This window comes from Paenibacillus sp. Z3-2 (genome assembly GCF_054161325.1).
This window is the reverse complement of the sequence record NZ_CP096397.1, coordinates 5,295,023-5,316,711: the sequence shown is the minus strand read 5'-3', so window position 1 is coordinate 5,316,711 and position 21,689 is coordinate 5,295,023. Positions and strand designations below refer to the sequence as shown.

General features: G+C 48.6%; 15 protein-coding genes. 8 read left to right on the top strand and 7 right to left on the bottom strand.

From position 1 onward, the window contains the following. Positions 1-8 precede the first annotated feature (8 nt). The gene (locus M1D71_RS23785; RefSeq protein WP_145325149.1) at positions 9-911 is read right to left on the bottom strand and encodes a LysR family transcriptional regulator; all 903 of its coding nucleotides are present in this window, start codon (positions 909-911) and stop codon (positions 9-11) included. A 456-nt stretch (positions 912-1,367) separates the two neighbouring features. Between M1D71_RS23785 and M1D71_RS23780 the strand changes: the two genes are divergently transcribed. The 5 genes from M1D71_RS23780 to M1D71_RS23760 all read left to right on the top strand — a co-directional run bounded on the left by M1D71_RS23780 (position 1,368) and on the right by M1D71_RS23760 (position 6,237). Next, positions 1,368-1,826, top strand: coding sequence for a chemotaxis protein CheX (locus M1D71_RS23780; protein WP_458123958.1), 459 nt, complete (start codon positions 1,368-1,370; stop codon positions 1,824-1,826). A 56-nt stretch (positions 1,827-1,882) separates the two neighbouring features. Beyond that, positions 1,883-2,656 (top strand): SDR family NAD(P)-dependent oxidoreductase, encoded by a 774-nt coding sequence (locus M1D71_RS23775; protein ID WP_458123957.1) that lies wholly within the window; start codon positions 1,883-1,885, stop codon positions 2,654-2,656. A gap of 207 nt (positions 2,657-2,863) precedes the next feature. Then, a complete protein-coding gene (locus M1D71_RS23770; protein WP_458123956.1) occupies positions 2,864-4,237 on the top strand; it encodes a DEAD/DEAH box helicase in 1,374 nt (457 codons plus the stop codon). A 27-nt stretch (positions 4,238-4,264) separates the two neighbouring features. Next, on the top strand, positions 4,265-5,017 hold the full coding sequence (locus tag M1D71_RS23765) for an ABC transporter ATP-binding protein (protein WP_062837910.1): 753 nt from the start codon (positions 4,265-4,267) through the stop codon (positions 5,015-5,017). Positions 5,018-5,019: 2 nt separating this feature from the next. After that, a complete protein-coding gene (locus M1D71_RS23760) occupies positions 5,020-6,237 on the top strand; it encodes an ABC transporter permease (RefSeq protein ID WP_458123955.1) in 1,218 nt (405 codons plus the stop codon). A 165-nt stretch (positions 6,238-6,402) separates the two neighbouring features. Here the strand turns inward: M1D71_RS23760 and M1D71_RS23755 are convergent, their stop codons facing one another. From M1D71_RS23755 to M1D71_RS23745, 3 genes are all read right to left on the bottom strand, one after another. Continuing rightward, positions 6,403-6,528 carry a YjcZ family sporulation protein gene (locus tag M1D71_RS23755; RefSeq protein ID WP_206759599.1) on the bottom strand — a complete coding sequence of 42 codons (126 nt, stop codon included), beginning with the start codon at positions 6,526-6,528 and terminating at the stop codon, positions 6,403-6,405. Between the two features lie 262 nt (positions 6,529-6,790). After that, entirely contained in the window at positions 6,791-8,089 is a 1,299-nt protein-coding gene (locus M1D71_RS23750; RefSeq protein WP_458123954.1) for an aminotransferase class I/II-fold pyridoxal phosphate-dependent enzyme, read from the bottom strand. A 178-nt stretch (positions 8,090-8,267) separates the two neighbouring features. Beyond that, complete coding sequence (locus tag M1D71_RS23745; RefSeq protein WP_458123953.1) at positions 8,268-8,885, bottom strand: pyridoxamine 5'-phosphate oxidase family protein; 618 nt, start codon at positions 8,883-8,885, stop codon at positions 8,268-8,270. Between the two features lie 156 nt (positions 8,886-9,041). Between M1D71_RS23745 and pdxR the strand changes: the two genes are divergently transcribed. After that, positions 9,042-10,499 carry a MocR-like pyridoxine biosynthesis transcription factor PdxR gene (pdxR, locus tag M1D71_RS23740; protein ID WP_458123952.1) on the top strand — a complete coding sequence of 486 codons (1,458 nt, stop codon included), beginning with the start codon at positions 9,042-9,044 and terminating at the stop codon, positions 10,497-10,499. Between the two features lie 180 nt (positions 10,500-10,679). Beyond that, positions 10,680-11,465 carry an AraC family transcriptional regulator gene (locus M1D71_RS23735; RefSeq protein WP_458123951.1) on the top strand — a complete coding sequence of 262 codons (786 nt, stop codon included), beginning with the start codon at positions 10,680-10,682 and terminating at the stop codon, positions 11,463-11,465. Between the two features lie 346 nt (positions 11,466-11,811). Here M1D71_RS23735 and asd read toward each other — a convergent pair whose 3' ends face one another. After that, the gene (gene asd, locus M1D71_RS23730; RefSeq protein WP_336764666.1) at positions 11,812-12,603 is read right to left on the bottom strand and encodes an archaetidylserine decarboxylase; all 792 of its coding nucleotides are present in this window, start codon (positions 12,601-12,603) and stop codon (positions 11,812-11,814) included. A gap of 85 nt (positions 12,604-12,688) precedes the next feature. Beyond that, entirely contained in the window at positions 12,689-13,819 is a 1,131-nt protein-coding gene (locus M1D71_RS23725; RefSeq protein WP_458123950.1) for a YheC/YheD family endospore coat-associated protein, read from the bottom strand. 351 nt (positions 13,820-14,170) lie between these two features. On the opposite strand from M1D71_RS23725, the gene M1D71_RS23720 reads away from it, so the two are divergent. Continuing rightward, positions 14,171-19,369: a WIAG-tail domain gene (locus M1D71_RS23720; RefSeq protein ID WP_458123949.1), complete on the top strand. Its 5,199-nt coding sequence runs from the start codon at positions 14,171-14,173 to the stop codon at positions 19,367-19,369. A 174-nt stretch (positions 19,370-19,543) separates the two neighbouring features. Here the strand turns inward: M1D71_RS23720 and M1D71_RS23715 are convergent, their stop codons facing one another. Then, a complete protein-coding gene (locus tag M1D71_RS23715) occupies positions 19,544-21,109 on the bottom strand; it encodes a M4 family metallopeptidase (protein WP_458123948.1) in 1,566 nt (521 codons plus the stop codon). Between the last annotated feature and the right edge of the window lie 580 nt (positions 21,110-21,689).

The following is a 21,689-nucleotide window of genomic DNA, read 5'->3' as shown; positions in this document are numbered from 1 at the left end:
GCTCATTGTCATTCTGAACTGATGAATTGGGTTTCCGGCATGCCTTTGAGGTCACTTATGAATTGCTGCATTGCCGAGTTAAGGTATCTGCTGGACTTATAGATAACACCAACAGGATGGCTGACCTCCAACTCACTTAAAGGTATCATACGCAGAGTACCTTGTCGCAACTCATGCGCAACAGATTGTTTGGATATAACAGCTGCTCCAAGATCAATTTCGACCATTCGTTTAACTTCCTCGCTGCTTGATAACTCCATCACAATATTGGGTTCAATATTGTGTTTTTTGAAGATGGTTTCCGTAAAACGTCGTCCTACAGTATCAGGAGACAGCAGAATCAATGGGGTACTCCGGAGCACATCCACAGCAGCATGTTTTTTCTTCGCCAGCGGATGGGAAGGAGATACCACGAGTTCGAATGTGTCATAGTACAGCACAGATGTATTGAGGTTGGGATTGCGCTCCGTGAGATAACCGATACCGATATCAACCAGACCATTTTCGACCTGGGTATAGATCTGTGATGAAGGAAGGGATTGGATACTGGTTTTGATGAGCGGGAATTGATCCTGGAAATAAGATAACACCCTGGGCAGTATCTGAATAGCAATGGAAGTCGTTGTACCCAGCACAATATGTCCTTGAGGCGTTTCGTCAAGATCGGACAATTTCTGTTTCAATTCATCAACGATGTCGAGCATCCGTTCAGCATGCTCCAGAAATACCTGTCCACGGTCTGTCAGGGTAACGGGTTGATTGCGATCCACAAGAACGGTGCTGAATTCATCCTCCAGACTTTTGATCTGGGCCGAGACGGCAGGCTGGGTCAAGTTCAGAAGTTCCCCCGCTTTACGGAAGCTCATCGTTTTGGAAATGGTAATTAGTGTCTCCAGTTGGCTTATGTTCATAGGTGACCTCCTTGCAGGCAAAGTATCTTCGGTATGTAGTGTTTGATGCGATGAAATCCCGTAACTGGTTATTGTTCCGTTATCTTAAATTATAGGTGATTCAGGACAGCAGAGCAATGAAGGTAATTGTCGGCTATAAAAGTAGTTCAAGAGACTGTGAAAAAAACGCGAATGCAAGAATTTTATTTTTTTACAGTTGTGAGAAAACAGTAATAAAGTCCTAAATCCCTTTTGCCACGCACAATGATCAAAAAGCTTTCTTCAAAAGAAGAGAAAAGCTCTGTTTATTCGCTAGAATCAGCTATAAACATTTGCCCCACGGATGACGATAAATTATAGTACACATGGTTTAACGAATTCTTAATGAATTCTTGTACGTGATAAAGTATAATAAATTTATTGAATATGGGACTTTTGGTGTGTGACCAATAACCCAGTGTGAGGGGGACATAGACAGTGAAAGCGGAAGTGATTAATCCTTTCCTGGAATCGGCACGGAACGTATTCGAACAGCTCATCCAGGTTTCGCCTTCCACCGGGAGTCTTGGCGTGAAGAATGTAGAGTACATCGCAGACCATGTCTGGATCGTGATCGGAATGACCGGACAACTTAGCGGAAATATTGTATTTGGAATCAACGAACAAGTTGCACTGAAAATTGTATCTGCGATGATGGGCGGATTCGTCATTACTGAAATGGATGAAATGAGCAAAAGTGCTATTTCGGAACTCGGTAATATGATCAGTGGTAATGCCAGCACCATCCTGTCGAACCAGGGTGTTGTGGTCGATATTACACCTCCACAAGTGATGAAGTCCGAACATCTGACTACATTTAGTGCAACGAAAGCACTGAGCATTCCTTTGCTGATGGAAGGCATTGGTGAGATGGATATTCAGGTCATGATCTCGTAGAATAGAACCATACGCCTCAATAGGCAATATGTGTTTAATACGGGAGGACGTCGGGTATGCTGAAAGATCAGGTAGTGTTTATCACAGGTGCATCGAGTGGTATCGGTGCGCTTTGTGCCCAGATACTGATAGAAGAAGGAGCCATCCCGATTCTGGCTGCCCGTTCACGGGACAAGCTGGAAGAGATTGGTGCCTCGCTGAAAGGGCGGCATGAATTGCTTACGCTGGATGTTACGAATAGTGAGCAAGTTCAGGCAGCTGTGGATGCAATATTGCATAAATACGGACGAATCGACATTTTGCTGAACAACGCAGGTTACGGGAAGTTCGCAGCGATGACGGATATGTCTGTGCAGGAATTCGATGAGATGATGGACGTCAATTACATGGGCATTGTCCGCTGTACCAAAGCCGTACTGCCGCAGATGCTGGAACGGGGCAGAGGACAGATCGTGAACGTGGCCTCCATGGCTGGCAAAATTGGTACGGCCAAATCCGCTTCCTATACGGCTACCAAACATGCCGTACTCGGATTCAGTAATGCCCTCCGTCAGGAGCTGCGTAAGACCGGAGTTACGGTGACAACAATTAATCCAGGTCCGATTGATACGCCATTTTTCCATCGGGCTGATCCATCCGGTAATTATGTGAACAATGTACGCTGGATGATGCTGAAACCTGAAGACGTTGCCGGTCATATGATTCGAGCGATGAAGAAACGCAAGGAAGAAGTGAACCTGCCAAGACTTGCTTCTGCTGGCGTGTGGCTGTACCAGCTGTTTCCACGTCTTGCAGATCGATTGTCGCACGGTGTAATGAATCAGAAGTAAAAATGCAATAATGGGCATCATATACGGAAAGAAAGGCTCCGCCGAGGGGCTTTTCTTTTTTTTGGCGTGTATACATATGATTCTGGAATAAGATTTGGTACACGGGCTTTTTTCGCATATAATGAAAGGTAATGTGATGACAGGCTTCGGTTATACCGTACAAGCAGGGCTAGCATCAAAATGAATAAATTAAAAGGATGGACATACATGACGAATCAAACATTTGCTTCAATTGGCGTGGAACAGGATCTGGAGGCACTTTTGGCTAAACATGGCATTAACGAACCTTCACCTGTACAGGCTCAGACGATACCGGTGATTCTGGAAGGCCGGGATGTCGTATCCAAATCCCAGACGGGAACAGGGAAAACGCTGGCGTATCTGCTACCACTGTTACAATCCATCAAAATGGATATCAAAGGTACGCAGAAGCTAATCATTGCACCTACGCAAGAGTTGGCGATGCAAATTGTACGTGAAGCGCAGCGTTATGCGGAAGAACGTAAAATTGGCGTATTGGGGCTGATTGGTGGTGCGGCGGCTAAACGTCAGATCGAGAAGTTGCGTGAGCATCCGCAATTGGTTGTGGGTACACCAGGACGACTGAAAGAATTGATTACACTCAAAAAACTGAAAATGCACAACGTTTCCACCATTGTCATTGATGAAGCGGATCAGGTATTCCAGCTTGGCGGCGTAAGTGATGTGAACTTTGTACTCAAGAGCGCATTGCGGGACCGTCAGCTGATTTTCCTCTCAGCAACCATTGATGAGCATACGGCTGAACTCGCGAAGCGTGAGATGAAGGAGCCTGTTCAGATCGGGATTGAACCGGACCGCGCCACGGCTGCGGGACTGGAGCATTATTATTTTGTAGAAGAGAACCGCAACAAAATTGACATGCTGCGTCGTCTGGTTAGACAGTACAACCCGGATCGGGCAATCGTATTTGTGAATGCAACTGAGGATATTGGTGAAGTGGAAGCAAAAATGAATCATCTGGGCTTGTCCGCTGCTGCATTGTACGGGGATGCTGACAAAGTGACCCGCAGCAACGTATTGTCTGCCTTCCGTAATGGCAAACTCCAATTGCTGATCGCCAGCGAAGTCGCTGCCAGAGGACTGGATATCGAAGGCTTGCCAATGGTCATTAACTATGACCCTGCCTTTGACTCGGAGCACTATGTTCACCGTGCAGGCCGTACAGGCCGGATGGGACGCTCGGGTATCGTTTTGTCCATTGTGGACGAAACACAGATCTTTATTATGCGTAAATTCGCACGCGAACTCGGAATTGAACTGTCAGAACGTGTACTCTTTGGCGGTAAAGTACTGGAGGCTGACCCGCGTCCGGACACGCGGCCTGAGGGACATTCGTTCTCCAGAAAACCAGGACAGTCCAGAGAACGCAAACCAGGTCAGGGCAATCGTAATGGGGGAACCAGAGCTACAATCTCCAATTCGCGTCCAGCAGGTAGCAAACCAACTGGCAATTCAGGCCGTACGGAGCGCGACCAGGATCGTAAAAACAAAGGAGCACCCAAGTGGAGTAAAGACAAAACGCCACGCTCCGAAGAATAGAATCTGACGAAAGGGGTGCAGGGATAGATGGAAAACGTTCAATCGCCTGTTCTGCAAATAAGCGGGTTAAGCGGAGGTTATAGTGCCAAACGGCCGGTCCTTCACGGTATCGATCTGGAAGTCGGACGTGGTGAGATGGTCGGACTGATCGGATTAAACGGTGCTGGCAAAAGTACTACCATGAAACATATCCTCGGCTTGATGACCCCTCAACAGGGTGAAGTGCGAGTGATGGGCAAGAAGCGGGACGAGGATGCGCAGATCTACCAATCGGCGATGGCATTTGTACCGGAATCACCCGAACTGTATGACGAGATGACGGTGATGGAGCATCTGGAGTTTACGGCAAGAGCGTATAATGTGTCGGAGGCTGATTTCAAACAACGGACGGAGAAATTGCTGGCATTGTTCCGCATGAATGAGAAAAGTACAAGTCTGTCGACGCACCTGTCCAAGGGGATGAGACAGAAGGTCATGATCATGTGTGCTTTTGTGGCCGGACCGCCACTGTACATCATCGATGAGCCTTTTCTGGGGTTGGACCCATTGGGTATTCGCTCCTTGCTTGATTTTATGCTGGAGATGAAAGCTTCGGGATCATCCATCCTGCTGAGTTCACATATTCTGTCCACGATTGAAAACTACTGTGACCGTTTTATCGTTCTGCACCGTGGGCAGGTTATTGCTCAAGGGACGCTGAATGAATTGCGCTCTCAATTCGGGGAATCGGATGCCACGCTGGAGCACATGTTCTATTCCCTCGTACAAGGCAGGGATTGAGCATGGATCTCAAGCTGCTATGGAAGCAAAGACGCACAGGATTCTGGAACGGAATTCTTCCTTATCTGGGTTATGTGATCCAGAGCGGTGTAGCTATGGTCTTTTTATTTCTCGTCATTGCGTTCTCCGCCTGGTATACATCGTTTGTCCAGAACATTCCGGCGGGATTCCCGATTCGCTGGATTGCATTGTTGCTGCTGGCACCACTGGTGCTGTTTAGCAGTTATCGTACATATCTGCTTTCGGCAGATATCGTGTTCCTGCGACCACAGGAATACCGGATGCAGGAATATTTGAAGAACAGCTTTGCTCGGGGTGTCATCTATAAAAGTCTGGGCTTGCTGCTGGTGTTTGTTACACTGTGGCCCCTCTATGTCAGAGCAGATCTGGATGCACGGCCATTTGGCTGGTTCATCGTATTCCTGCTGTTGTGGAAAGGGTTGTCCAGTTATGGAGCATGGCAAGAGCTAAGAATGGTTCAGGTCGGGGCTTCAAGAGGGTATCGTCTCTTGCGATGGGCTCTGGCAGTGCTAGCTGTTGGCGCATGGCTATGGCAGCCACCGCAGCGCAGCGTATGGTTCCTGCTGTTGCTGGCTGTTGTCTATATTGTCGCCTTGCGTATACCGGTGAAACATCGGGTAGCGTGGGAACGGCTGATTCAGGTGGAGCAGGGTCAGGCTGGCAGGGTCATGCGGACGTTAGGCTGGTTCGTGGATGTACCATCATCCGGACAGAAGGTAAGTTCGCGTCGCTGGCTTAGCAAGTTGGGGAGCGGTCTTCCCTGGAATGCGGGGAAAGCTTACCGTTATCTCATTACCAAAACGTTTATTCGAACCGAAGTGTTCTCAATCGTGTTACGCCTAGTTGTACTGGGCATGTTACTATCCTGGTGGACGGCAGGCAGCTACTTCGGTGTAGGTGTGTATCTGTTTTTCCTGTTGCTTGCAGGGGTACAGCTGGGTGCGCTGCGTCGCAGTCATAGTGAATCGTTCTGGATTATGATCTATCCGATCTCGGGAGAAAGCCGTCGTTCACAGGTGCTGGGATTCATATTCCATCTGCATGCACTGGCTGCGTTGCTCATGTGGCTGCCTATGCTGGCTGCAGGAGTGAGTGGACTAAGCATCACCGGAGTGGCACTTATTCTGGGTATACTGGTGATTGTAATCATGCGGCGTTCGCAAGGGAACAAGTGGTTGAAGGAAGAAGAGGACGAGTAAATCATCGTACCCTCGTACGTCTCGTCAGCCAAGATGGTGGTTCGAGGTGGACGGTGACTTCCAATCAAACTAACAAAGAAGGGTATTCCGGGCTGTGTCCCGGAATACCCTTCTTAATTTTGCAATCAGATCACGTGTTTCTCGCAGATGTTTCTGTATTGGGTACTAACAGAGGAACGATTTAGTGATAATCACGAGCAAGATGAACAGAACAAGAATGGCACCTGTATTTGTAAATCCTCCGTAACCGCCGCATCCATAACCGCCTCTTGTATCTTCAACTCCAGACATGGTCATTCCCCTTTCAAGTGGTTGTTTGGCACGCCCTTGCGTACATCGTATATTATGTGCGTGGGGGTTAGGCTGATTGGGCCGATGCCTGGTAAAGCCAGAAATTGAAGCTTTTGGGCAGCTAAAACACGAAAGAACCCTCGGTATACCCGAAGACATGTCATGTCCCCGGTATACAAAGGGTTCTTATATGATTCAGGTTTCAGACATGATCCTGTTCCCCTGATCTATTTAGATTTGTACCTTCGCTATTGCTGGTTATCTAGGTCGCTTGCAGATCCTGAACTCCACGATAGATGGTTTCATACAGGTCTTCCAGCCCGGACTCTTCAATACAGGAGAAGGCGATTCGCAGATCCGATTCACCCAACGCGATCGTACCCACACCATATTTGTGCAGCAAATGGCTTCGAAGTTCTTCAGCGCCAACTTCTTTTAGCTTCAGACACATGAAGTAACCGGAATTGAACGGATAATAATCCCATGCATCCCCATACTTGCCGCTATCGAGAATGGCCTTCACCTTGTTGGCACGGCCTTTCATAATCTCGAATTTCTCCTGTTTTTGCCCTTCAAACTCCGGTGCTTTCAGCGCATCCAATACAAATGTCTGGGAAGGATGCGGGCCACTGGAGATCGTTGCCCGGATGATGCCGAGTGTCTTCTGTTCCAATGCGTGCAGAACGGCTGCATCTTCATGGGCATACGTAATGAATCCAACCCGGAAGCCCCATACGAATTCTTCCTTGGTAGCACCATCCACTTTTACAGTCAATACACGTGGATGAATGTTGGCAAGTTTGCCAAACAGAGATTCATGAATCGAATCTTCGAAGAACAGTCCGAAGTAAGCATCATCTGTTACGGCAACCACGTTCACACCGGCTTCAGCTGCCTGAAGAATGGTGTTCACAATCGCATTTGCTTCTTCGGCTCCTGGCGTATAACCTGTAGGGTTATTCGGGAAGTTGAGCAGCACGATCGCTTTACCTTTGTCCTTCTGATTAAGGAGGGCCTGAAGCAAGCCTTCACTATTGAAGTTCAATTGATCATCGAACAGGGGATAATGAACCAACTGGCCATGACGACGAATTCCGAAGGTCAGCTCATAATTTTCCCAGTTTTTATCCGGATATATGACAGCGTCCCCTTCATCGGCGAACAGGTCGGCTACGATACTCAGTCCATGGGTTAATGCATTGGTTACAATCGGGTTACCGAACGTTTTACCTTCAAGCGAAGGCGTTTCCTTCAGCATCTTGTCTCTCCAGACGGTCCGCAGTTCAGGCTTGCCTGCAGGCGGAGCGTAAGGGTACAGGTCTTTCGGCTGGAATGCAGAGAGCTTCTCCTGAATAACCGGAAGATGCATCGGCACACCGCCCTCCAGAGCGATACCAATCGTTGCATTATAGGTTTTGGCCAAGCTTGCTGCTTCAGCAGATTGACTCAAGATACCTTCTTTAGGAAAATAAATTTCTTTGCCGAGCTGTGACAGCATGGAGTAGACGTGACTGCTGCCTGCCTGAATACTTTCGTTCAACTGTTCAGCCAGTGGATTCATTCTTTTCATCCTTCCAAGTCTTTGAGATTCAACTGCCTAACATTATAACACCTTGACATCCCCCCGTCACGGAAATTACGTAACATGACAGTTATATCGCTTTACCGCGTTGTTGCAGAGGGTTTTGAGGTGGAAATTAGCTGAAATTATCCTTGGATGAATCCTCCGAAGATGAGAACTATTGCTGATGAAATGGACAATATTTCTGCATCATTGCTGCAGTTTCGGCATCTCGCCCCTCATTGCGCTGTTCCAGTTCACCACGGACATGCTCCAAGTGTTCAATAGTCCAATTTTGTCCGAATTTAAACTTGGCGCTGATTCGTTCTGGTACGATTCTCACAACGGCTACAGCTTTAAGGTTCACTGTGTAGCGCGAGTCAGTAGCATCAATGGGCACATATCCGCCTTGCGGCTGGAGTTTCTCCATAAATCGTTGCAGCACCTTGCCTTTGATATCCAGTTCCTTAACCGGCTCTGCCTGACCGAAAGCCATGACACTTTTGAAGAACGAAGTCGCCGGACAAGCAAGGTCGGGATCATTGAAGTAGGATGGAATCAGGGAGAACTCTTCCGCCACCGTGAAACTGACCGACGAATCCTGTTTGATCTGTTTCATTTTCTCGCCAGCCAGACTGCCGTGGAAATAAAAGCAACCGTCCATATAAACGAAATTCAGTGGTGTAACACGTGGTTGTCCATCCGGACTGACCGTTCCCAGAAACCCGAAGGAGCACTGATCCAGAAACTCGGTAATCTCCTGTTCTTCATCTACTGTGAATTCTTTCCTTCTCATGTGTATTCCCCCATCATTGAAATGTATAATAGAACGCCATATCTTATGGATAACAATAGTTCATACATTGACAATGAAATAGATCCAATTTACATTCACTTTAGTAGGCCAATTGCTTAGGAATCACGAATGAAGAAGGATGGAGAGAGGTGCACGATGGAATTGTGGCTGCCGATGGATACCTATGAACTTCAGCATCGATACAAGTATGAGGCATTGTACCATGCGTTACGTGATGCCATTCATGCAGGCACATTGGTGGGAGGTACGAGACTTCCTTCCACCCGTGAACTGGCAAGGCAATATGAGATGTCACGTGGTTCGGTAGCTCAGGTATATGACATGCTGCTTGCGGATGGTTATGTCCATGCACATCGGGGAAGAGGTACATTTGTAACGGAAACATTATCCACACAGGAAAATGAACAACAAGAAGCCGTTCTCAGGCTGTCTCCTTGGGGCGAACGAGTACAAATGTTGAATACGCAACATGAAGTCCTGCGGACTCAGATGTCTTCACCGAAGCCGTCCGTCATTAATTTTCAAATGCAGCGCATGCCTGCAGAACATTTCCCGCAAGGGGAGTGGAAGAGTGCACTCGCTGCGGTTCATCGCAGTGGTTGGCGAGAACCTAGTGGTGTAGCCGGTGATCCGGAACTGCGTGAGGCTATCGCCTCCCATCTCAGATGGACACGTGGCATCCAGGCTGAATCATCTCAGATTGTATTGTTCAGCGGTTCAATGCAAGGCATCACCCTGTTATCTCAACTGCTGATTACGGAGAATACAGCAGTTGTATTGGAGAACCCGGGGTATCCGGGCATTGCCCAAGCCGTCAAATCCTGTGGTGGGCATATCATCCCGGCAGATGTGGATGCCGCAGGCATTATTCCTCAGCCTTGGGAGGCACAGACGTTATTTGTCACCCCTACCCGTCAGTTTCCAACAGGGGCCGTACTGGGGTTGGACAGAAGACGTACCTTGCTTGCCTGGGCCTCGAAGCGGAATGCGGTCATTATTGAAGATGATTATGACAGTGAATTCCGATGGGGTGGAAGACCCATTGAACCCCTCAAAGTGCTTGATCGTGAACAGCGTGTCATCTACGTCGGTTCATTCTCACAAACGATGGTTGCTTCGTTCCGACTGGGCTACGCTGTTCTGCCGCCTGGTCTGGTGGAACCTCTGCTTTCGGCCAAGGCTCTGTATGAACCGGTGCCTCCGGCACTGCTGGAGCAACGCGCATTGGCAAAGTTTATGACCAGAGGAGGTTACCTGCGGCACTTACGGAGGTTAACCCGTTTATACGGGGAACGGCATGATTTTTTTGTCCGAGAGATGCAGCTACAGTTGCCGGAGGCATTCACGATGCAGCTTGGTGATGCTGGATTGCATATCTATGCTACCTGGAATGGCGACATGGACAGTTATCAGCGGTTCAAAATACTGGCTCAGGAGGATGGCATATTGTTCCGGGATGCAGAGCGATACCGGTTGACTTCAGGACATCCTGCGGTCTGTTTTGCTTTTGCACATCTGGAGAAAGAAGAGATGGCGGAGGGAATTCGGCGAATGCGGTTAGCCTGGGAGAAGTGCACATTTTCGTTTCGGTGAATTCCGCTGTATAATGGGATAAGTCGTTTCGCTCCTGTAGGGGCAGATATCATATATAAAGCAAGTTGGTTTGAATGATGCAACATGCTGAAATACATATGGCTGGATATTGAAGAAGTGAGATTCAGATCAGCAAGATGCCATATGCAGAGAGATTAACTATCAAGGGGGAGTGGCGACATGCTGCAGGCATCGCCGTCATCATTTGTTATTTTGCCCGCTGTCGCCAAAATTGTCTGTGAACCGGGCTGGAAGTGGCAGAAACGGGAAAAACCGATGCAAAACTATGATCTATTTTATGTATGGAGTGGTGAAGGGACGCTTGTACTGAATGACCAGTCGTATGAAGTCGGCAAGGGGAGTTGTTTTCTGTTCAGGCCAGGCGATCATCCTACTGCAACACATAATAAGCAGAAACCATTGGTTCTGACGTATATTCATTTTGATGTGGACATGCCTGTTACTGATGTTCCTCAGTCTTATCGTGAAGTACAGGAGACCGTGGAATTTGAACACTTGCTGGCGCGTTATGTAAGACTGTTCTTATCGGATGTGTATGGACGTGATGAAGAGAGTCGATTGATTCTGAAACAGCTGATGATTCATTTGCTTCGCGCCGATACGGAAGAACCTGTGGAGAAAAAGGTAAGCAACCAGCTGTCCGATGTGATCCAGGAGGTCGCCAATTATGTGCGTCAGCATCCGGGGATTACGCATCGGGTGGAAGATCTGGCTGCCCGGGCAGGCTTATCGCCCCGATACTTCTCGATCAAGTTCAAGGAACTGGTCGGATCATCGGTGCAATCTTATATTATCCGCATGCGTATTGAACGGGCAGAACATCTGCTGGTGCATACCGGCATGAATGTGACCGAAGTGGCTGATGCTCTGGGATACCGGGATATTTTCTTCTTCAGTCGTCAATTCAAACAGTATACAGGCAAAAGCCCGTCCGAGATTCGTTAGCATTCTGGTTGAAAGAACATGATAACGTTTCAAGTCTGGGAAGCAAGGGTAATGATCTAGCATTCCAGATGACCAAAAGGGGGAACTTGTGATGAACGGAAAACGTCGGGTCCGCAACCGGGGATGCTCAACGAAGGGATGCAATATTTTCCGGAACCGTCTGCGCCGATTCAAACCGGCAGAGGACTTGCAAGATGTATGGTTTTGAGGAGAACTCAGCAGACCAATAACGACGGAGCGAAGCTTCGTACTGCATGTATACATGGATGAAAATGAATGCATAAAGAGGATGGCGCAATACCTGGTTACAGGTGCTGCGCCATCCTCTTTATTGGTGTATGATCCATCATTGCTTCGGTTTCAAACGACCAAGCAATGCGCCCATTTTAACGGAATCACCTGGCTGTAAGCCCGGTTTCGGTTCAAATGTGCCACTCTGCGTCAGCAGAACGACAGTGGAACCGAATTCAAAATAGGCCAGATCATCCCCTTGTGCCCAGGTACTTGTGTCCGTGTTCGCATATTGTATGCTACTTACGTTCATTGCGCCCACTTTGACAACCGCCACTTCACCGTAATCGTGTGCGATATACGTAATGAGCCGTTCGTTTCGACTAAGCACGGATCTCATATGGGTCAGGCCAAAATCGTTCACGGGATAAACTTTGCCCTTGATGTGTTCGCTCTCTATTTTGCGGCCGCTGACAGGTGCATGAATGCGGTGATAGTCGCGAGGGCTGAGATATAGAACGAACCCGTACCCGTGCTTGTACTTCTCCAGATGGGGAGAATGGTTTAATAATTCAGCAAGTGTATAATTTTGTCCCTTAACATTCAGGAGTGTCCCTGCAGATATCGGACCGGCTGCCGTAATCTTGGCATCTACCGGGCTGATCAGTGCATGCTCTGAAAGTTCCAACGGGCGCATGCCCGGTTTTAATTTGCGGGTAAAGAAATCGTTCAGTGAACGGTATTCCTTCCAGTCCTTCTCGGCCTCCTGAACAGGGATGTCGTAGGTCCGGACAAAATAAGGGATAAATGCCTTACTTCCCCGGCTTTTGGAGAAGGCTCCCACAGTCCGGGAGATCCATTTGCGCGAAGAAAGCTCGGTCATTAATCGCAACAGCGTTTTTGCCATGAATATCCCCCTTAGGGTTAATGCGAACTTCAAGGCCGGCAAGACCGGCCGTTCTGCATAATATTGACACAGAATGCACACGAAATCAATATAATCCCCTATCGTATGTCTGCGGTTGTCTCGGAATCCTCGAATTCTGTTCCAGCAGAAGGCGGCCATAGGCCATCGGTTTGCTGTAGGTTCTCTTCCAGTGTTCCGACATTCCTGCCTTACGAAAACCGTAGCGCTGATCTCGTCCATTGCATTCAATGAAATAAATCTGACCGCTGCGCGTTATACCGAGATCAAGACCCAGGTCAGCCAGATGTGGCAAACTGGAAGCCAGCGTCTGGGCAATTCGGAGTGCAACGAATCCGATTCTGTGTTCCAGTCGAGCCAGATCGAATGTGGATTCTGTTGCTCCAAGCGCCTCCGCGAGCGTCATGACTCTACCGCCCTGGGCGATGTTGGTAACAAACGTGTGGGCAGGAGCTGCTTTGGCAAACATGCCTGTAATTCCCCACAGACCATCGCTACCCCGCTGCACGGATACCCTCAGATCAACCGGCCTGCCCTCATAACGAACCAACTTAATACGCTCTTCGATGAGGTAGGCATGGCGAAAGATCCGCCGCAGGGTGGAGGAAGGAAGCTGTCCTTTGCTCAATCGGAAGGTCGCCCATCCTTTTCGTGCAGCCTTCGTCTCACAGGTTAGCTTCCACTGTCCATCTCGCTGAAAGACCCGCATAATGCCATGACCGATACTACCGCTGCACGGTTTGATGACAAGGTCATCATAATGTTCCATCATATAGGCCAGAGACTCCGGCGTAGCTTTAACTGCGTGGGGCAGGTGTTCTCTCAATGCGAGGTCTTGATGAAGCATGTCATGAATGTGATCTTTGCGGTACCGGTTGCGAACGTTGAATACCTGAATACCCTGCAACATCAGCTTGGTGATCTGGTGCTGTTCCGACCGACGAAGCTGGAGTGATCGGTTATGAATGACAGAGGGCAATGGCATACGCTCACGAACATATCTGCCTTCCTTTTTTACATAAGCAAGACATGTTTTCCGATTCGAATCAATATCTTCCAGTCGCAAAAAGCAGGGAGTTAATCCGTAACTGGCTGCTGCCTGTTCATAATTCGCGAGTGATTCCTGACCGGTCCTTCCGGCCGGTATCCCCCGGTACATGCGTGAATTGAACATAATGCCGATCGTTTCTTGGAGCATGACCGTTCCTCCTTCGATGTTATCGCGACTTGGATCGTCCATTCATGGAATGCCGGCCTGTCACCGCATGGTTGGACATCACGATAACGCAGACCGGTGTGTAGATGCATTGCCATGCACCAGCGTTTGCTTAGACACAATATCCTATGACATGACTGGGACGGGGGCGTGGACAGCCGCCTTTCCTCTATCATCCTGACACGCCTATTTCCACGAAGATCATAGGACATTCTTGCCCTGAGGTCTGTACATCCGTGCTCTGGAATCTGCAAAAGTCATGATTAAAGTGGCAGATGCCCATATGGGAGCATATGATGCCGGAGACGAACGTTAGAGGAAGGAGCAAGCTGCATGAGTAAAAAAGGCAAAAAGAAGGTTCTAACGCCGAAACTGCGGCATGTGAGCCCGAAATTCAAAGAATTGGAACTGACTAATCGCCGGTCAGACACAATGAACTCAGGTTTCACTCTGAATAGGGAAGAACGCTTGAATACAAATAAACGGGATTCGGGGGCCATTCAGGCATCGGAAGAATCCCTATCCGAATCAACGGAACTACCTGCTACAACGAACGAGCTGGGAGAGCTGGAGATCGTAGCCAAAATCAGTAAGCCGGAACTCGTTGAGTCTGATAGCAAGGCAGTCGAGACGCAAGATAGCCTGGAAAAGCAGATTCAGGTCAGCAGCGTGGCCTCGCTTGCTCTGGAAGAAGAGCAGAGCACCAACAAGGAGGAGACAACAGGCAAGGACCGGTTGGAGGTCCTGAACCAGAACCAGATGCCGGGTCATACCGGACACTATATCTATACAGATGATCTGAGTGATTTTGCGGTAACGGAGAGCAAATTGGCTCCGTTCTCTGTGGATGATTCCAAGCTGAAACCGGGTGCAGTCGGCAGTGAAGCATTGCAGGATTATGCAGTGACCAGCATTCACATTGCAGATGGGGCGATTGTTTCCGCCAAACTGGCAGAAGCGTCTGTATCCGATGAGCATCTCATTGACGGCTCGGTGTCCGGCCATAAATTACGCAATGCATCAATTGCTGGCGAGAAAATCAGAGATGGCAGCATTACCTCGCAGAAGCTGGGCAACCAGGTAATCGATTCAGCAAAAATTGCCGACGGTTCCATCGGCACAAGGCATCTCAGCCGCATGCTGGTCACGGAAGATTTAATTCAGAATCATGCCGTAACCGGAGACAAGATCGCGATTAGCGGTGTGGATACGCGGCATCTCTCGGGAGGGGCTGTGCACACGTCCAAATTGGCCGACGATGCGGTGACTACATCCAAAATTCGTGAAGCTGCTGTCACAGGCAGCAAAATCCATGAACATTCCATTGAGTCTCATCATATTCAGGCAGGTGCAGTTCAACAGGAGCATCTGGCAGAAGGGGCTGTCGGTCGTTCACAACTGTCTTTGGGCAGTATTGGTAGTGATCAGATTGAGGATGGATCCATACAAACCAGACATTTGGCTGAGGGTTCACTCAGTGGAAAACACTTGTTGGACGGTTCCATCGGTTCGAACCAGATTCGCGCTCAGGCCGTGGGGAAAGAGCAACTAGGCAAAGGTGAAGTGGGCAGTGAGCATTTGGCCGAGGGAGCGGTAACCAGCAGTAAACTCGCAGACCAGTCGGTTGGAACAGCAAAATTGTTGGAACAGTCGATTACGGCTTCCAAGATTTCAGACCAAAGTGTCATTGCTTCCAAAATTGCAGATGAAGCTGTGCAGGGCAAACATCTTGCCAAAGGATCCATTCGTGCGGAACATATTGTCAATCGCGGAATTACGCCGGTACATGTAGACAATGCTGCAATTCACTCCATTCACATTGCAAGTGGAAGCATCGAGGCTACACATCTGTCAACCGGTAGTGTATCCGGAGAAACGCTTGCAGATGGCGTAGTATCTGAGCGGCATCTGGCTGAGGCGGCGGTGGGTACGTTTGAGTTACAGGATGCTGCAGTGACAGACGTCAAGCTCGCAGACGGAAGTGTGACAGAAGAAAAACTTGGAACGGCTTCGGTTAGCAGCAGAGCACTCGCTCCGGGAAGCGTCGTATCCTCGCATCTTGCGGGTGGTGGTGTCACGGGTACACATCTGGCTCCAGGCAGCGTGGGGTCCGAGGCCCTGAGACCTTATGCCGTGAAATCGGAGCATCTGACAGAACATGCCGTGGGTGTCCCTCACCTTCAACCGGGCAGTGTTGAAACAGATGCCATTGCAAGGGCAGCGGTCACAACGGACAAATTAGCTCCCGGTAGTATAACTTCGGCTCAGCTGGCCGGAGGGTCCATTTTTCCGCCTCATCTGACAGATCATTCGGTTACCTCTCCTAAGCTCTCACCAGAAAGTGTTGCTACGGATAAACTGGCGGATTTTGCTGTCACGTCAGCCAAACTGGCCGACGGCAGCGTGACTTCTTCTAAGATCATGGCTGAAAGCATTAATGCCAAACATATTCCAGCAGGAACCATACGCGGCTACCACCTGAAACAGCATGCCGTATCCCTGGAACATTTGTCGGAGGAGATACGTTCACCGGAATTATTCGCCGATGGCAGTATTACAGGCAACAAACTGCGGCATGGGTCGGTCACTGCGGACCATTTGACAGCAGACTCCGTATCAGGGACAGAGTTGCAAAAGGCAGCCATAAGCAGTGAGCACCTTCAGCCATCCGTTGTGCAATCCGAGCATCTGGCCGACGGAAGTGTGAAGTCTAACCATCTGGGTGATCACGTTGTGAACTCACAGCATCTGAAGCCAGACATTATTCATGAGGAGCATATTGCCGAACAGGTCATTACATCCCATCACCTGGCTCCTGGATCTGTCGAAACAGACCATCTGGCACCTTTATCCATCACTGCAGCCCATCTTCAGCCTGGTTTGATCAGTGGTTTGCATCTTCAGGCAGAGTCGACGAGTGCTGTTCACCTGCAGCAAGGAGCTGTACATTCCCGTCATATTCAAGATGGTGAGATTCTTCCTCATCATATCCATGAACGCAGCATCGGAACGTTACATCTGGAAGAAGAAGCGGTAAGTACGATTATATTGCAGGATGAATCTGTAACACGCTCCAAACTGGCCGATGGTAGTGTTGATGGCAGCAAATTAGCTACAGGAACGGTGGATGCGATCCACATTGCAGACGAAAGTGTGCAGTCCCGTCATATCCAGGAGGGAGCCATCCATGCTGATCATATTCAAGAGAGCAGTATTGGCACAACTCATCTTGAAGAGGAGTCGGTATGTGAGTTCCATTTGCAAAATGGATCTGTAACAAATGCCAAACTGGCGGACGGTAGTATAAACGGCAGCAAATTGCTCGAAGGTACGGTATCAGGGAGCCATATTGCATCCGCAAGTGTGCAATCCGGGCATATTCAGGAAGGTGCCGTCCATGCTGATCATATTCAGGAGCGCAGCATCGGCACATTCCATTTGGAAGAGGACGCGGTAAGTGCAATTCATCTGCAAAATGGGTCCGTAACAAGTGCCAAATTGGCTGATGGCAGCGTAAATGGAAGTAAGCTGCTCGAAGATGCGGTATCGGGAATTCATATTGCATCCGAAAGTGTGCAGTCCCGCCATATTCAAGAAGGAGCGATCCTTGCTGACCATATTCAGGAGCGGAGCATCGGCACACCTCATCTGGAAGAGGAAGCAGTAAGTGCAATTCATCTGCAAAATGGGTCCGTAACAAGTGCCAAATTGGCTGACGACAGCGTGAATGGAAGCAAGTTGCTTGAAGGTGCGGTATCGGATATCCACATTGCAGAGGTTAGTGTGCAATCCCGTCATATTCAGGAGGGAGCCATCCTTGCTAATCATATTCAAGAGCGCAGCATTGGCACTGCACATCTGGAAGAAGAGTCGGTAAGTGCAATCCATTTACAAAATGGGGCTGTAACGAGTGCCAAACTGGCCGACGGCAGCATAAATGGCAGCAAGTTGCTCGAAGGTACGATATCCGGGATTCATATCGCAGCGGAAAGTGTGCAATCCGGGCATATTCAGACAAATGCCATCCATGCTGATCATATTCAGGAGCGCAGCATTGGCACAATCCATCTGGAAGAAGAGTCGGTGAGTGCAATCCATTTGCAAAATGGGGCTATAACGAGTGCCAAACTGGCCAATGGAAGCATAAACGGCAGCAAGTTGCTTGAAGATACCGTATCGGGAATTCATATCGCAACAGAAAGTGTGCAAAGCCGGCACATCCAGGAAGGCGCGATCCTTGCCGAACATATTCAGGAGAACAGTATCGGCACGTCACATCTGGAAGAGGAAGCAATAAGTGCGGTTCATCTCCAAAATGGATCTGTAACGAGTGCCAAATTGGCAGATGGCAGCGTAAACGGCAGCAAATTGCTTGAAAATGCGGTGTCAGAACTTCATATCGCAAATGGAAGTGTGCAATCCCGCCATATCCAAGAGAAAGCCATTCATGCGGACCATATTCAAGAGCGCAGCATCGGGATCTCTCACCTGAAAGCGGAATCGGTAAGTGCGATTCACCTGCACAATGGTTCGATAACGAGCGCGAAACTGGCTGATGGCAGTGTAAACGGCAATAAATTGCTTGAAGGTACGGTATCGGCAATCCACTTGGCAGACAAAAGTGTACATTCCGGACACATTCAGGATGGAACGATCCTTGCTGATCATATTCAGGAACGCAGTATTCGCACCGTCCATCTGGAAGAGGAATTGGTAAGCGGAATTCATCTGCAGAATGGATCCGTAACGAGCGCCAAACTAGCTGACGGCAGTGTAACTGGCAGCAAACTGGGTGACCAAAGCATTACCTCCAATCACTTGAATGCGGGAATTGTTGGTCCTGCCCATTTAAGTGTAGAGATATGGAATGCGATTCGTCAGTTCAGTGGAGAAACGCTGGAACAGCTGGCAGCGATCAAAAGGAAAGAAGCATTTCTTCAAGCAAAAAGTGAGGCTGTACAGCCATCACAGCAGGCAATTGTCGAGGCGTTGCCGAGTGCCAGTCTGGAGAAACAACAAGAGTTGCTATCCCCAACAGACCAGCATGGAGTACCATTGGCAGCTTCATACACGACAGAGGAGGTTGTTCAGGCTCAGCAACCCCAGCTTGAACTGTCACAGGAGATCGGTGGAACTACGGAATTTATGGTTAGTGAACAATCCATTACACAGGAGCATCTGTGTGATAATGCCGTGGGCAGCAGCCAGCTGCAATCAGGTGCAGTTCAGGCCAAACATCTGGCTTTCCAGCCTGTTCGCAGTGTAAGCAAGCAACCCGTTGTACAACAATTCGGGATGGAGGCTTTTGTACTGCCAGAGAGTGAAGAATGCACAGAGGTAACCGTTGTTTTTGAAGAACCATTTGCTTCAGAGCATTATGTGATTGTGGCCATGAGCAATGATCGGGGATTTCAGGTATCCCTTCTCTCGCAGAGTGAAGATGAAGCAGTACTTGAAGTGTCGCGTAATCCAGACTGCAAGCATACGTACGGCTTGTTATCATGGATTGCGGCAGGACCTTCGGAAGGATAATGAAGAATTGCATTTTCAATAATAGACAGAAAGACAAGAGCGGTGCCCAGAGTTGTCCGGGACACCGCTTTTGGTTGAACTAAGCTTGATCCGTTCGGACGGTGAGGGGTGTCTGAACGTTTCGTTACCATTTAAAATGAGTTCATTAGAAGTTCAACCACATTAAAGTTAGATTTACAGGCCTACTGCTTGATAAGCTTTGGTAATGGCAGTAGCTTCAGCGGAATTTGCGCCATACAGATCTTTGGCTGCTTGAATGGTTGCTGTCTTGGCAGCGGCAAATTTGGACGTTGGCGTCAGGTAATTCACCAGAGTGCTGTAGAAAATCTGTACAGCTTTATCACGTCCAATACCAGTTACAGTCACACCGTTGTGCGTCCCGCCTTGAGCTGCAAGGTAGTAAGCTTTGTTGATAATACCGCTGTTGATATGAACGCCACCGTTGTCCTGTGTACCTGTATAACGATCGCTGTATTTGTCAGGTTGACCATACAGTGTAGGATTGGACAGGGAGCGCAGTGCATCACCTGGAATGTTAGGTGTGTAAAAATCATCACCAAGCAACCAGTTTTTGCTTTGGATGGTATTGCCCATAATATCGGCAAAGGCTTCGTTGAGTGCACCAGGTTCATTGCGATATTCCAGATTGGCTGTGTACTCAATAACACCATGCGTCAATTCGTGACCCACAACATCGAGGTCACCAGACAGGGATCGGAACGTTGTTCCGTCTCCATCACCAAATACAATCTGTGCCCCGTTCCAGAAGGCGTTATTGTAATTGGAGCCGTAGTGCACGGTGGATCTGATCAGCAATCCGTTACCATTAATCCCGTTACGGTTGAATTTGTTTTTGTAGAAATCATACGTGGCAGCAGCATAAGCGTGAGCATCTACAGCTGCGCGATCGGTCCATACATTATCCGAATCTGTAAGCAGGGTACCTGGCAGTGTGGAGCGATTGTTCGCTGTGTACGTTTGGATGCCATTGCCGCGAGTGGTATCTTTCAGTTGGAAGGTGCTGCCGGATTGAGTGGTTGTCAGGGTTTTGGTATCACCAAGCACACCTGTACCTGTTCCGGTGGCGAAGTTAATGAGGTCAAACTGGGATACGATACTGCCATCCACTGCGTTCACGAAATACTTGGTTCGCAGGGGGGCAGGTTCAAGCACGTTAACTTCTGTAATATAAACCAGATAAGTCTGGCCGTCTTCTTCATGATGATAGATGTTCAATTCAGCTTGAGGTGTTATTTCCGCTGCACCAAGCTCTCCAATGCGGGAGGTTGCTTCTTCGGTTGCAATCCGGATTGCGTCTTCTCCGCTGATCTCGGCTGCACCATCATTCGGAATGGCCTGTTCTTCAATCGGTGGAAGATCACCAAGTGCGGAACTCACGGCCCCGGTTTTGTCCAAGTGGATCGTCTGTTCTGCACCATAGACCGGGATACCTTTAATATATTGTTTCAAGCGAAAATGTCTTACGCCAGAAGTATCTGTGTTTCTTTTGACAATTTTGAGCTGGGATCTAACATCGGAATTCAGGAATTGTTCCTGTTGTCCAAGGTAATTGAAGATGGTGTCATCCGTTCCACTGGTCAATGGGATACCCTCCTCAGAGGCATAAGGGGCCTGAAGTGGAATGGATTGATCAGATAATGGAGCTGCAGTAGCAGAAGTTACGGAAGCGAGCAAAAGAGCTCCTCCAAGAATTGTTGGCATAACTTTGGCAAATTTCATCGTAAACTCTCCCATTCTTAAACTTATTTTTTTGGACAAATATCATGCCAATCTCGGTGGGATTCCGTCTGCAACTTGGGCAGCGCGGAGCGTGGGGCTGAACCTGAAGCTGGAATTAGACAAGAAACGATGGGAACAAAATCGGCTTCGCCCGGACAGGGAAGTGTTAAACACACCCCAAAGGATTACCGTTTATTCAGTTCAGCCCGAAGGCTTAATCGTCCATTGTGTTCCTCTTTCAGAAGCCGGGGGTTGTCCAATTGCGCAGGTAGAAGGTGTGTTTTACGAAAAACTGGGTTGTTCACTCCGGGTTTGCGTAAGTGGTGACAATGACGGTGTGTTCTGAACAGCATCACTCCTCTCAAGATCAGAATGCAACCATCAAAATTAACCTAAGGTCAATAAATAGTAATAAGAAGGTCGTTAGGAACTTGTGTTCCTCATAAGGTTATTTTTGTAAATAAATGGCTTGGAACGTATATTATCACAGTGTAAAACTTTGGAAAAGATGCAAATTTGGTTTTTTTCTAAAATTGTGTCTGAAGTAGGGGACAGGTAGCGTTTTTCATATATTTTGACG

Coding starts and splice junctions, on each gene's coding strand:
- M1D71_RS23785 (WP_145325149.1), bottom strand. CDS start 911: ATGAACATAAGCCAACTGGAGACACTAATTACCATTTCCAAAACGATG.
- M1D71_RS23775 (WP_458123957.1), top strand. CDS start 1,883: ATGCTGAAAGATCAGGTAGTGTTTATCACAGGTGCATCGAGTGGTATC.
- M1D71_RS23770 (WP_458123956.1), top strand. CDS start 2,864: ATGACGAATCAAACATTTGCTTCAATTGGCGTGGAACAGGATCTGGAG.
- M1D71_RS23765 (WP_062837910.1), top strand. CDS start 4,265: ATGGAAAACGTTCAATCGCCTGTTCTGCAAATAAGCGGGTTAAGCGGA.
- M1D71_RS23760 (WP_458123955.1), top strand. CDS start 5,020: ATGGATCTCAAGCTGCTATGGAAGCAAAGACGCACAGGATTCTGGAAC.
- M1D71_RS23755 (WP_206759599.1), bottom strand. CDS start 6,528: ATGTCTGGAGTTGAAGATACAAGAGGCGGTTATGGATGCGGCGGTTAC.
- M1D71_RS23750 (WP_458123954.1), bottom strand. CDS start 8,089: ATGAATCCACTGGCTGAACAGTTGAACGAAAGTATTCAGGCAGGCAGC.
- M1D71_RS23745 (WP_458123953.1), bottom strand. CDS start 8,885: ATGAGAAGGAAAGAATTCACAGTAGATGAAGAACAGGAGATTACCGAG.
- pdxR (WP_458123952.1), top strand. CDS start 9,042: ATGGAATTGTGGCTGCCGATGGATACCTATGAACTTCAGCATCGATAC.
- M1D71_RS23735 (WP_458123951.1), top strand. CDS start 10,680: ATGCTGCAGGCATCGCCGTCATCATTTGTTATTTTGCCCGCTGTCGCC.
- asd (WP_336764666.1), bottom strand. CDS start 12,603: ATGGCAAAAACGCTGTTGCGATTAATGACCGAGCTTTCTTCGCGCAAA.
- M1D71_RS23725 (WP_458123950.1), bottom strand. CDS start 13,819: ATGCTCCAAGAAACGATCGGCATTATGTTCAATTCACGCATGTACCGG.
- M1D71_RS23720 (WP_458123949.1), top strand. CDS start 14,171: ATGAGTAAAAAAGGCAAAAAGAAGGTTCTAACGCCGAAACTGCGGCAT.
- M1D71_RS23715 (WP_458123948.1), bottom strand. CDS start 21,109: ATGAAATTTGCCAAAGTTATGCCAACAATTCTTGGAGGAGCTCTTTTG.